Here is a 12,627-nt window from a genome sequence, read left to right on the forward strand (position 1 = left end):
TGGCTTTAAGTCTCATTTATTGGTAATGTTTTTTAATTTTAAATTTTGTTCTAGTGGTAATTAATTCTCATTCCAACCTTTTTGAGTTTATCACGCATTTTTACACAATGATAAGAATTTGAGTGATAATTTGTATTGTTTTTAGCTTCATTTACTTTTCGTTTAATAATAAATTATAATATTCGCATCGTGTAATTTAAAACCATTGAACGAAACGATTTTAAATTAAACGGATTTATAAAAAATTTTACAAAACAAAGGATATAAAATGAAAACAATTAAAAATGGTATTATGATTGGCACACTCGGTGCGTTGTTATTGAGCGGTTGTTCTAGCTTTGATACTCAGCGTTTCGCTTGTCTCCCTAAAGACCATTCTTCAAAAGACGCTTCTACCAAAAAAGAAGCGCAATACATGCCTAAGGGCTTTTTTGACCCCTACTCTTCTGATCAGCACCAAATGGGCATCTAAGGGGTTTGTTTAGAGGGGGCAAAAGGGGGAGGAAATAAAGCTCATTTTAAGTTTTCTCAAATTACAATAACAATCTTTTTAACACTGATATAAGTATGAAAAAGGAGATATTCTTATGAGTGGTGCTCATATTGTAGAAAATACGAATAATGAGAAAATAGAAAAACCAAATATTTCAAATCCCACTGCTTCCACCCCCCCAATAATGAAGAGCTTTTAAAATCTATTACAGATCTCAAAGATCGCATTAAAAAATTAGAAGATCTTAAATTAGAAGACTTTGAACCCCTTAGAAAAATCTCTCATCTTATAGGCTCTTTCTTTTCGCTTGGAAAATCCTCTAACGACACCCAAGAAAACCCAAAAGACGCTCAAGAAAAAGAGGAAGAGCTTAAAAAAGTCCAAGAAGAAAACACCGCACTAAATAGAGATAAAACAGATCTAACTAGAGAAAAAGATAAGCTAGCTGACCAAAATAAAACACTGATTGAAACAAATCAAAGGCTAACTAACGAAAAAGATAATCTAGCTAAAGAAAACACCGAGCTAGCTGAAAAAATTAAAGCACTGACCGCAGATAAAGAAAATCTAACTAAAGAAAAAACAGATCTGAAAACAGAAAAAGACAATTTAGCTAAAGATAAAGCAGAACTGATTGAAAAAAATCAAAATCTAACCACAGAAAAAAACAATCTAAACAATCAGCTTATCGCATCACAAAAGCAAGTGAAAGCGTTAGAACAATCTCAGCAAGTTTTACAAAATGAAAAAACAGAGCTAACGAATAAGATCACCGGGTTATCCACAGAAAAAGAAAGGCTAGAAAGAGAAAGTAAAAATCTAACTAAAGAAAAAGAAAACCTAAACGATCAGCTTAACGCATCACAAAAACAAGTGAAAGAGTTAGAACAATCTTATCAAGCTTTAAAAAATGGAAACGAAGAGTTATCAAAAGAAAATCAAAAACTGACAGCAGAAAAAGCCGATCTGACTGAAAAACATCAAAAACTGACAGCAGAAAAAACAGAGCTAACGAATAAGATCACCGGGTTATCCACAGAAAAAGAAAGGCTAGAAAGAGAAAGTAAAAATCTAACTAAAGAAAAAGAAAACCTAACTACAGAGTTATCAACAGCAAAAAACCAAGCCGAACAAACGAGTCAAAAACTAAACGAGCTAGAGCAAAAATACGCTTCATACAAAAAATTAGAAAAACTCTATGAAGTCTTTTTGGAAGTCAAAGATCGCTTGAATTTTAGTTTTGTAGCAACCACTCACAGCGCAATGGATTTGATCGCATCTGTTCTTAGCGATAGCAAATACTATTTAGAAAGCCTTTATAACAGAGCGAGCCAAGAATTAAGCGATAAGAGGAGCGATAAGGGCGAGAAATTAGCTGAATTGTTTGATTTGCTTTTTGAATACATCAAGGATAGTAAATTTGAGCGTTTGAAAGAGCCAAGCGCTTATGACCATTCATGCAAAAAGCTATACCCAGAGCAAAACACTTCTCAAAAGATGCAAAGAGTGGTCTTAAGAGGCTACACATACGACAAAAAAATAGCATGTTACACTATCGTGGATATGGGATCATAAATGGGAAGGCTCATTGAAAAATGGTTTGGCTTCTCTCCAATCAGAGAAGAATTAGAAGCCCGCATCGGTGAGTTAGAAAATGAAAATGCCAAGTTGTTAATAGAAAAAGCCGTTCTAATCGACGAAAACACCGAATGGTTAAGAAAAAACGAAAATTTATCTGTAAAAATCAGCGGGTTAGAAAACTCTAACGATCAATTATGGCAAGATAAAGAAAAGCTCACTAAAGAAAACACCGAGCTAACCCATAAAAACGCCACGCTGACTGAAAAAACCGCCGAATTGAAAACCGAAAATGACAAGCTCAACCACCAAGTTATCGCACTCAATAAAGAGCAGGGCAGCCTCAAACAAGAGCGAGCGCGATTGCAAGAAGAGCGGGGGTTTTTAGAAAAATCATGCGCTAATTTAGAAAAAGAAAACCAACACCTAACCGACAAGCTCAAAAAGTTAGAAAGCGCTCAAAAAAGTTTGGAAAACACTAACAACCAATTACGGCAAGCTTTAGAAAACTCTAACGCTCAATTAGCGCAAGCTAAAGAAAAAACAGCCAAAGAAAAAACCGAGCTGGAGCGAGAAATCGCGCGCTTGAAGAGCTTAGAAGGTATGGAAGCCAAAAGCGATCTGGACTTACACAACAGGCGTTTAGCGAGTGCAAACCAGGATTTAAAACGCCAAAACCGAAAATTAGAAGAAGAGAATATAAAACTCAAAGAGGAGGCTGGTAATGTCAGATGAAAAAACTGAATTGTTAAAAGATAGAGAAAGGTTAATTACAAGAAGTAGAAAGCTAACCGCAGAAAGAGATTATCTAAACGATCAGCTTAATGCATCACAAAAGCAAATGCATGAGTTAGAACAATCTCAGCAAGTTTTAAAAAATGAAAAAGCCGGGCTGACTCATGAAAACACCATTCTAAAAAATGAAAAAGCCGAGCTGACTGAAAAAAATCAAAAGCTAACAGCAGAAAACACCGAATTAGCTGAAAAAATCAAAGCGCTAGCCATAGAAAGATATGAGCTTAAAGCATCGCACCAAGAAAAAAGCGATCTGGACTTACACAACAGGCGTTTAGCGAGTGCAAACCAGGATTTAAAACGCCAAAACCAAAAATTAGAAGAAGAGAATATCGCCCTCAAAGAGAAGGTTGATGGCTTGAAAGAGCAACTCTTCACATTGCAACCACAAAAACCACAATAAAGGAAATATCATGGTAAAACCCCTACAAAGTTTAAGACTGCCTCTTGGCCACCCCTTAGTAGAGAAGCTGTGCGAGCTGTCTTTAAACAATAAAGCCGCATTCAATGAAAAAAGTGGAGTCAATTTCAAAGAAGAAGTGTCAAAAGAAGATCAGACCAAGTTTAAAAAAGCGTTGCGGGTGCTTTTTGCGATCGTCAATAATGAGACTTCTTTAAGGTATCTTTCTGATGAAAATCAAAAATTCATAGAGGATTTAGCGCAAGATAAAAAGATCACTAATGAAAAAATAGAAAAAACCTTAGAGATCGTTTCTGTTAGCGATGTGGATGTGGATTTTGAAAAATTTAAAGAGTTGATGCTCAATGTGGATAATATAGCGGTAGGCCTTAAGAGCTATAGCCAAAGCCAATTGCTTGATTTAGATGGAGGGCATTGGGATTTAGAGGTGCCTAGCGCGCCTAAAGAAAGCGTAACCTTTAGGTTTGATAATTTGCCTATAGACGGCGACAAAAAAGAAATGAACTTCTATGTGCGCTCAAGCTTGAAAGACTTAAACAAGGGCGTTGTCGCTATTGACTTTGGGACTAAAAGCACGACCGCAAGCTATATGGATAAGAACGGAGAATACCGCTTGCTCTCTATTGGCGGGCTAGTAGATGACACAAGCCCAACCAAGTTTGAAAACCCTACGATCATGGAGTTTAGACATAAAGAAAAATTTATTACAGAATACAACGCGCTAGATCACCGCCCTTTCACAGAAAAGAACGATATAGAAGTGGCGCATGAAGCCCAAAAGAACACTACAGGCATTGAAGGGAATCATTTGTATCGGTTTTTTTCTAAATTGAAGCAATGGGCTGGAGCGGATGAAAAACAGAATTTTAGGGATCTCATAGAGGATTTTTCTTTAGAAAGTTTCACTAATTGCACGGATTTTAACCCCATAGAAATTTATGCTTACTGCATCGGCCGCTGCATCAACAACATGGAAAATGGCGTGTTTTTGAAATACTTTTTATCCTACCCCATCAAGTATGAAAAGCATCAGGCTGAAAAAATCAGAGAGAGTTTTGAAAGAGGCTTGAAAAAATCCTTACCTAGGCATGTTTTTGACGATGAAAAAACGGCTAAAAGGTTCAAAGTGGAATTAAAAGCGAGCGAGCCTTGCGCGTATGCCCTTAGCGCTTTAAAAAGCTACGGGTTTGATAAAACAGCAAAATTAGACAAGCCCGTTTATTACGGGGTGTTTGATTTTGGGGGCGGGACGACGGATTTTAACTTTGGCAAATGGGAAAAAAGCGCCAGCCCTAAATTCCTTTACAAAATGACGCATTTTAGCAGCGGAGGGGATAAATATTTAGGCGGTGAAAACTTATTGGAATTGCTGGCTTTTGAAGTGTATGCCAAAAATTTCCAAGAGCTGAAAGCAAAAGACATTGTCATCGCTAAGCCCAACTATGACAGGATCGATACGCAACGCTTTGGATCGTTTATGCAAAATTCTAGGGAAGCGCGCTTGAATTTGCAAACGATCGCTTCTAAATTACGCCCTTTTTTAGAAAATCTAGACGCTGATATTATAGAAGCGATAGAAGAAAATGAAGAGTTTGAGATAAAGGATTTTGAAAAGGATTTTAAAGCCCAGCTGTTTGATAGGAATGGGGTAGAAGCAGACTGCGTTCTTAAAGTTGATTGCAAAGAGCTTTTAAACCTCCTAAAAGACAAGATCAACGAAAGCGTTGCCAACTTCTTTGCCGGATTTTCTAAAGTGATGGCTGAAAACATTGATGATGAGTGTCGGGCGTTTCATATTTTCTTAGGCGGGAATGCGAGCCGTTCAGTGTTAGTCAAACAAGCGTTTGAAAACGCCAAAGAAAAGCAGCTTAAAGATTACCAGCAAAAGACCTCTAAAGATGATTTTGCATTCATCATTTACGAGCCGCTAGGCACAGAAGCCTCAGACAAACAGATTTTAGAGCTTACAGGAGAAGATGTTTCTAACACGCCCGCTTATTTGAAGCTCACTTGTAAAACCGGGGTGGCTTTTGGGCTTTTAGAAAGCAGGGACAAGGCTAAAGGGATTGAAATGCCCTCTATAAGCTCCAATCCTGTGTTTAAATACGATTTAGGCATTGAGATAGAGGGGAAATTCCACGCTAAAATCCATAGGGATTCTTTAAAGCCTAATGAATACCAGATTTTCCAAACTAAAGAGGAATGGGGAGGCTTTGATGAGCTAGAGATACGCTACAGCGACAAAGCCCTAGCCAACACCAACACTCTAAACATTAAAGACACGCAAATGATTTCCGTAGCGCTAGAAGAGCATGAAGAAGTGGATGTGAAGGTGTGCTGCGTGGATTCCCAAAGCATTAAAGTGGGGCTGTTTAAAGACGGCCAATTGATCTATGAAAGCGAGGCAGAAAAACTATGATGACTAAGAACGCTTACGCGTTTGTCGTGATTGAAAAAAGCATTATGGTGTTTAAATGCGCCAAAGACAAGGGGATAATCCCTATCACGGAAGGCTTTGCGCCGTTAAAAGAGGGCTTTTTGAGAAGTTTTAAAGAGCGTTGCAATCTGGAATTTTTAGAGAATTTAGACCTTTTGTTTTTGTATGACTACCAGTTTCCAAGCGAGGTTTTTTCCTTGTGTAAAGATTTGAAAAATTCCATTTGGGACAGGAAGCTTGTGGTAGCGTTAGTGGAGGCTTTGGAGAATTTTAAGGGCTTGAATTTGTCTCTTAAGATAGAAGACAAGCGTTCTAACAGCTTGGGTAATGGCGCTCAAAAATTGCTCACCAACGCTGATTTAGGGAGCACCCACAAAACAATCGTGATAGACAGCATGAAAACATACCACCAAAGCCAGCAAGAAAAATACAAAAGAGAAAGAGGCGAAACGCTAGAGGTTCGCCCCACAACACCCCCTAGCTATGGGGGTGGGAGCATTAGAATCAGCGGCGATAAAAAGCCTGATTCTAATGAAGAAAATTTTTAAAAGAAAGGACAACCGATGAGCAGAGTGCAAATATGGATACCGAAGAGGTCAGAGGATTTGTAGGGCATTTAGAACGCTTTAAAGAGTTGCTAAACGAGGAAGTGAATAGCTTGAATGGCCATTTCCATAATTTAGAATCATGGCAAGACGCTAGGAGGAATAAATTTAGCGAGGTGCTGGATAATTTGAAAAGCACTTTCAATGAATTTGATGAAGCCGTGCAAGAGCAAATCGCATGGCTTAAAGAGAGGATTAGGGTTTTAGAGCAAGATTATTAGGGGTGGTTTATGGCTGAATGGAAAACGGACACAGAAGAAGTCAAAAAGGTTGTTGAAAAATGCAGGGAATTTAAAAGATCCTTGCAAGAAGAAAAATGCAGTCCATTTATCAAAGACCTTGATAGTTATGCGCGAGGAATCCTGGTAGAACGCAGAAAAATTGAAATGCAATTGCAAAAAGCCATAGAAGAATTAAGAAAAGCCAAAAGCAATGAAGATGACGCTAAAGTTGCTTTAAGAGTCTTGCAAGGTGCTTCTGTCGTCTCGTGGATTTGGCCTCCTGCTAGAATAGCTGCTGCGGTAGCCATTGCAGCCGCTGAAATAGTTTTAAGGCGTATGAAAGAAGACACAGAAAAACGCAAAAGGAATGTGGAGCTGTTAGAACGAATGCTTGAAATCTACTCCACTCAAGCCAAAGCGAGCGTGGAGCTTGTGGAGGGGGCTTGGGAGAGCGTTAAAAAGATGTTGCACTTTTATGTTGATAAACACCAGGAATTTATCAAGCGTTTGAAACAAGCGAGCGATGCGATAGATAATGAATACAACCTTCCAAACCCCAGGCGTTTTAATGGAATACGATTTTGAACGGCCTACTTTCTCTTATAGCCCTAAAAAAAGCGTTTTTGATGAGCGCTTGAAAGATTTGAGAGAAAATTTCGCTTCTTTATACGCTGATTTGAAAGATAAGATCCATCATAACGCTTTGTCTAACGAGGAATTAGATCGCATGATAGCTTTTAGAGAACAAGAATTTGAAAAGAGTTTAGAGGATTTGATGCCAAGCGTTTTAGGCGTGCCTTCTTATGATGAGAGCTTGACTCTAGCCAAAAAGCGTTGCGTTAAAAATTGTAAGAAAGCTTTAGAAGATTTTGCAGAAAAAATCAAAGAATCTCTCAACGATTCAAACGCTATCAATGAAGCTTTTGATAATTTAGAAACAGAGTTAGAGCGCGCTACAGAAAATTTGAGCCAAAAAATAGCGCCCATTTTAGAGCAGTATGAAAACTATAAGTGCCAAGCGTTGGGTTATGGCGAGTTTTTAGAAAAAGAAAAAGAGGGCTTTATTGTAGATGAGCAAAACCCTTACCCTGATGAGGTCAGATTCAATGATTTGCGTTTAGCGGAGTTTGATAGCGTTTTTAGCGTCATTGTGCCTTTAGAAGATTGGAGTAAAACCGCATGCGCTCATCATGCCCTAAAGGCTTTAGAAGCTGCACTTAAGAATGAGGATCTGGGCTTTGATGCGGCAGAGTTGGAACAGATCGCAAAAGGATTCATTCCTAGGGGCTATTTATGGCATTTTGACGCGAATGTTTTAGGGAATGTGGTGTTGGTGAGAGAAGAGTTATTATTAGGCGTGAAACACACGAAAGGATACAAACTATGGGAGAAATTCCTACAAACACAGAACTGAATTGGGAATTTGTAGAGCCGCTCAATGAGAATGCGTTGAACGGGTTAGAAGAGAGATTGAAAATAGGCTTGAGCGATGCGTTTAAGGACTTTATCAAGCGATCAAATTATGGCTTTAGCCAATGGCGTTCTTTCATGGTGGGCAATGAATCCTACACATTCAAGCATGTTTTGAACTTCAATTTAGAGGGCAAGGGCTTATTTATTGATTTCATGCAGAGCTTAAAAGAATGGTTAGAGCCTGAAGAAATTATCTTCGCTAATGACGGGTATGGGGGGTATTATCTTTTGAATACGAGCACTGATGTGGTGCTGTTTTTAGACACTGATGATGGCTCAAAAAAAGCGCTATTAAATCTTAATATGTTTTTAAAAAAACTGGAATCAAGGGGTTAAAATGTTTTCTCATAAAGTTTTTTTGGAGGGTTGCACCAATAAATTAAGAAAGATTTGCGATGATTTCACAGAAAACGCCATGCAAGATGATTTGGGGCAGAAACTCAAGGATGAGGTGCTAGAGGAGATGCTAAAAATCGTGCATGACTTAGAAAATTTAGAGCAAGACACTCAATACCAAAGAAGAAAAATCAACGAGCAAATTGAAGAAGCCAAGTATTTGGAGAAGCAAATTGATATGAATTTCCATTCACCAAGCGAAATCGATAAGCTTATGCGTGAAGCCAAAGAGCATGAAAGAGAAGCTAGGAGGCGCTATGATGAATATCTTAAGGATAAACATGATTGATGCGGGTAATTTATTAAAAGAACTAGACGACGCCTTAGATAAGGTTGTTGCTAAAAAAGAGCCAGAGAGTTTTCTCAAGCCATCCACTTTAAAAATAGAAGAATATCAAAAGAGTATCAGGCAAGTTCAAGCGCAATTCACAGACGCGCCACAATTCAATGAAACGACCACTTACCCTAAATTTTTAAGTTGTGGTTTGTTGCATGTTAGGGGCAAAAATGGCGCTAACATGGAATTTTTATTGCCTAAAGTTTATCCTTTCCCTCCTAAAAGCTTGTATATAGAACATGAAAAAGACGGGCAGTTTTTGAGAGAAATGCTCATGCGCTTACTCTCTAGCGCGCCTTTAGTGCAACTGGAAGTGATTTTGGTTGATGCGTTGAGCTTGGGGGGTATTTTCAATCTAGCCAGAAGGCTTTTAGATAAAGACAATGACTTTATTTACCAACGAAGGATTTTAACCGAAAGCAAGGAAATAGAAGAAGCCCTAAAGCATTTGTATGAATATTTAAAGGTTAATTTGCAAGAAAAATTAGCCGGTTTTAGAGATTTTGTGCACTATAATGAAGACGCCACAGATCCCTTGCCTTTAAAAGCGCTTTTTTAAGCGGGGTAGATGCTTTGAGTCAAAACGCGCTTTATTATTTGGAAAAGATCATGCGTTTTGGCTCTAAAAATGGGGTTTTGAGCTTTGTCAATCTAGAGAGCGAAAAAAACAATCAATCCGCAGAAGTTCTGAAAAAACATGCGGAGTTTTTTAAAGATACGACAAGTTTTGAGCGCTTAAAATATCTTAATGTAGAAATCATCAACGATCAAGGGATTAAATCCCAGCACATGCAAGACTTCGCTGATAAAATCAAAGCGTATTATAGGCAAAAAAAAGAAGTTAAAAGGGAGTTGAAAGACTTACAAAGAGACAAAGAATTTTGGACTAAAAGCTCTCAGTATGAAGTGAGCGTGCCGGTGGGGTGGGATATTAACCATACGGAAGTGTGTTTTAAAATCGGTAAAGAACAAAACCACACGCTCATTTGCGACCACAGCGGGAGCGGGAAATCCAATTTCTTGCATGTGTTGATTCAAAATCTAGCTTTCTACTACGATCCCGATGAAGTCCAACTCTTTTTGTTAGACTATAAAGAGGGGGTGGAATTTAACGCATACACAGATCCGATTTTAGAGCATGCGAGGTTGGTGAGCGTGGCGAGTTCGGTCCCTTATGGTATCACTTTCTTGAAATGGCTTTGTGATGAAATGACAAAAAGATCCGAGCTGTTCAAGCAGTTTAAGGTGAAAGATTTAAGCGATTACCGAAAGCATGAAAAAATGCCCAGATTGATTGTCGTGATTGATGAATTTCAGGTGCTTTTTAGCGATAAATCCAAAGGGAGCGTGGAGCGGTATTTAAACACTCTGCTTAAAAAGGGCCGTAGCTATGGGGTGCATCTAGTTTTAGCCACTCAGACCATGCGCGGCGGTGAAATTGATAGTAGCATTAAGGCTCAAATCGCCAACCGCATCGCTTTGCCTATGGATGCAGACGACAGTGCTAAAATTTTAGACAATGATGCGGCTTGTGAGATTCAAAAACCAGAAGCCATTTTCAACAACAACGGAGGGCATCAAAAATTCCACACCAAGATGAGTATCCCTAAAGCCCCTGATGATTTCACAGCGTTTATCAAAAAAATCCATGAAGAATTTAATCAAAGAAATCTCGCGCCCATAGAGCGTAAAATCTATAATGGCGAAACGGCCTTAAAAATACCCAACACCCTTAAGGCTAATGAAATGCGTTTGCATCTGGGCAAAGAAGTGGATTATGAGCAAAAGGACTTGATAGTGGAGTTTGAAAACAACGAATCGCATTTGTTGGTGGTGAGCCAAGATTTAGATGCTCGCATCGCTTTAATGAAACTCTTATTCCAAAACATCAAAAGCGCGAACAAAGAATTGATCTTCTGTAATAAAGAAAAACGCTTGATAAGGTTTTTTGACGCGCCAAAAGAATACGGCATCACGCCTGTAGAAAATATTTTAAGCGTTTTAGACACCGCTATGAATCCTAACAGCGTGCTTGTGATAGACAATCTCAACGAAGCGAAAGAATGGCACGACAAAGTAGCGGTGGAAAAATTAAAATCGTTTTTAGAAAAAGCCACCGACAACGAGCAGTATTGCGTCATTTTTGCGCATGACTACAGGCAAATTAAAGCTAATTACCATCTTGACAAGTTAAAAGAGTTGTTAAACCACCACTTCAAGCAATGCCTAGCCTTTAAGTGCAATAGGGAAAACTTAAACGCTCTCAAAAGCGGTTTACCTTTACCAAGCGAATTCAACGCGCTCTTCATAGAGCTTTCCAAAGACAGCCACACTGAATTCAGGCCTTTCAGCTTATAGGGACAAAAAAGGGGGGAGCTAAAAAAAGAGAGCTAAAAAAAGAGAGTTAAAAAAAGGGGGGTTAAAAAGACTAAAGGAATTTAATCTTTTTGAAGCGCTTTTAAACCTTTGGCGTAATCGTTTGCGTGATGAAGCGAGCGATTTTTTCCCTTAAATGCAACAAGGGTTCTGAGCCTTTCGCTAAAGCTTTTAGGCATAAATGAGAACTAGCAATCTCGCTCACGGCTCCATCCACTCCTTCGCTCTCTTCAACCAATGCTCGCGCACCAGACAGCTCTATGGGGCAATTGACAAGCACCAGATTCAAATAATGCGTATAGCCATCAAACATGCACATGTTACTCATGTTGGTGGTTTTGGGATCTAAAATCGTATTATCATAATAGATAGGTTTCTCATCTTGTAAGATAGAGATTTTGGTGTGCAAGCGGTTGAATTGGAACAACTCATTACGAGCCACTCGCCCGGCGACAATGATTTCACTATAAAGCAATTGGGAGCTAGAGTGTAGAGAAATCGTGGTATTGCCTTTAAAATGCGCGTTTTCAAAGGGGATTAACGGGAAAGGCGCGAAGTCTAAAAAGGCGTTTTCCCCCACAACGATATGCATGTCTCTGCTGGCAAACCCGTCTTCAGTGTTATGGATTTTCTCAAAGGATTGCGAAGTGATCCTTAACTTGCAATTTTGACCGATGTGTAATTGCATGTCTTGCGCATCGCCTTTCATTAAGCCAGGGCTTACCGCTAAAAGCATGATTTCAGCTAAATCGTCTTTAGGGTAAAAGGGCGCCATGAGCTTAAAGGGGGGCGTGAAAAAATTGTCTTCAATCACGCACCGCCCATCAGCCCCTATTTTGGTTTTTAACCTGAGCTTGGATTCTTGAGCGTAAGTGTTCATCAATCTTCCAATAAAGCGTTGCGCTTAATCCATGCGATCACATCATCTAGGCCTTCTTTAGCGCGGATATTCGTAAAAATAAAGGGCTTTTCGCCGCGCATTTTTTTAGAATCCCTTTCCATGACTTTCAAGTCCGCTCCCACATAGGGGGCTAAGTCAATTTTATTGATGACAAGCAAGTCTGAGCGCGTGATTCCTGGCCCGCCTTTCCTAGGGATTTTATCGCCCTCAGCCACATCAATCACAAAAATCGTAAAATCTGCTAGCTCTGGGTTGAAAGTCGCTGAAAGGTTGTCGCCTCCGCTTTCAATCAAAAGCAATTCCAAATTAGGGAAACGGCCATGCATTTCTTCTACCGCTTCTAAATTCATGGAAGCGTCTTCTCTAATGGCGGTGTGCGGACAGCCCCCCGTTTCTACGCCAATAATCCTCTCTCGTGGCATCACCGAATTTTTACACATAAACTCTGCGTCTTCTTTAGTGTAAATATCATTAGTGATAACCGCCATGTCGTAATCCTTTGACATGTGGCGCGTTAAAGCTTCAATCAAGGCGGTTTTACCGCTTCCTACAGGACCACAAACTCCAATTTTTACCATAAAATTCCTTTCAATT

At 39.2% G+C, this 12,627-nt stretch carries 11 protein-coding genes and 2 pseudogenes; 11 read left to right on the forward strand and 2 right to left on the reverse strand.

Annotated features, from left to right (window positions below):
* Positions 1-268 precede the first annotated feature (268 nt).
* From EAL44_RS01165 to EAL44_RS01215, 11 genes and pseudogenes are all read left to right on the forward strand, one after another.
* Positions 269-472 carry a hypothetical protein gene (locus EAL44_RS01165; RefSeq protein ID WP_121073804.1) on the forward strand — a complete coding sequence of 68 codons (204 nt, stop codon included), beginning with the start codon at positions 269-271 and terminating at the stop codon, positions 470-472.
* Positions 473-1,198: 726 nt separating this feature from the next.
* Positions 1,199-2,068 carry a hypothetical protein gene (locus tag EAL44_RS01170; RefSeq protein ID WP_240448858.1) on the forward strand — a complete coding sequence of 290 codons (870 nt, stop codon included), beginning with the start codon at positions 1,199-1,201 and terminating at the stop codon, positions 2,066-2,068.
* Positions 2,069-2,806 (forward strand): coiled-coil domain-containing protein, encoded by a 738-nt coding sequence (locus EAL44_RS01175; RefSeq protein ID WP_121073807.1) that lies wholly within the window; start codon positions 2,069-2,071, stop codon positions 2,804-2,806.
* Positions 2,796-3,269 carry a hypothetical protein gene (locus EAL44_RS01180; RefSeq protein ID WP_162970309.1) on the forward strand — a complete coding sequence of 158 codons (474 nt, stop codon included), beginning with the start codon at positions 2,796-2,798 and terminating at the stop codon, positions 3,267-3,269. Before EAL44_RS01175 ends, EAL44_RS01180 begins: the two co-directional genes overlap by 11 nt.
* Before the next feature lie 10 nt (positions 3,270-3,279).
* A complete protein-coding gene (locus EAL44_RS01185; RefSeq protein WP_121073810.1) occupies positions 3,280-5,706 on the forward strand; it encodes a hypothetical protein in 2,427 nt (808 codons plus the stop codon).
* Positions 5,703-6,272: a hypothetical protein gene (locus tag EAL44_RS01190; RefSeq protein WP_121073812.1), complete on the forward strand. Its 570-nt coding sequence runs from the start codon at positions 5,703-5,705 to the stop codon at positions 6,270-6,272. The genes EAL44_RS01185 and EAL44_RS01190 overlap by 4 nt, the downstream gene beginning before the upstream one ends.
* Positions 6,273-6,304: 32 nt before the next feature.
* The gene (locus tag EAL44_RS01195) at positions 6,305-6,550 is read left to right on the forward strand and encodes a type VII secretion protein (RefSeq protein WP_121073815.1); all 246 of its coding nucleotides are present in this window, start codon (positions 6,305-6,307) and stop codon (positions 6,548-6,550) included.
* Positions 6,551-6,559: 9 nt separating this feature from the next.
* A pseudogene (locus tag EAL44_RS01200) lies at positions 6,560-7,964 on the forward strand (HNH endonuclease).
* Positions 7,934-8,359 carry an SMI1/KNR4 family protein gene (locus tag EAL44_RS01205; RefSeq protein ID WP_121073818.1) on the forward strand — a complete coding sequence of 142 codons (426 nt, stop codon included), beginning with the start codon at positions 7,934-7,936 and terminating at the stop codon, positions 8,357-8,359. The pseudogene EAL44_RS01200 and the gene EAL44_RS01205 overlap by 31 nt, the downstream one beginning before the upstream one ends.
* Before the next feature lies 1 nt (position 8,360).
* On the forward strand, positions 8,361-8,708 hold the full coding sequence (locus tag EAL44_RS01210) for a hypothetical protein (RefSeq protein WP_121073821.1): 348 nt from the start codon (positions 8,361-8,363) through the stop codon (positions 8,706-8,708).
* Positions 8,701-11,114: pseudogene (locus tag EAL44_RS01215) on the forward strand (FtsK/SpoIIIE domain-containing protein). Before EAL44_RS01210 ends, EAL44_RS01215 begins: the two are co-directional and overlap by 8 nt.
* 100 nt (positions 11,115-11,214) lie before the next feature.
* On the opposite strand, the gene EAL44_RS01220 reads toward EAL44_RS01215, so the two are convergent.
* Positions 11,215-12,012, reverse strand: a complete 798-nt coding sequence (locus tag EAL44_RS01220; protein ID WP_121073824.1) for an urease accessory protein UreD — start codon at positions 12,010-12,012, stop codon at positions 11,215-11,217.
* Positions 12,012-12,611 (reverse strand): urease accessory protein UreG, encoded by a 600-nt coding sequence (gene ureG, locus EAL44_RS01225; protein ID WP_000238762.1) that lies wholly within the window; start codon positions 12,609-12,611, stop codon positions 12,012-12,014. Before ureG ends, EAL44_RS01220 begins: the two co-directional genes overlap by 1 nt.
* Positions 12,612-12,627: the final 16 nt, after the last annotated feature.

The sequence above is a fragment of the Helicobacter pylori genome (assembly GCF_003637685.1).
Lineage (GTDB): Bacteria > Campylobacterota > Campylobacteria > Campylobacterales > Helicobacteraceae > Helicobacter > Helicobacter pylori_CJ.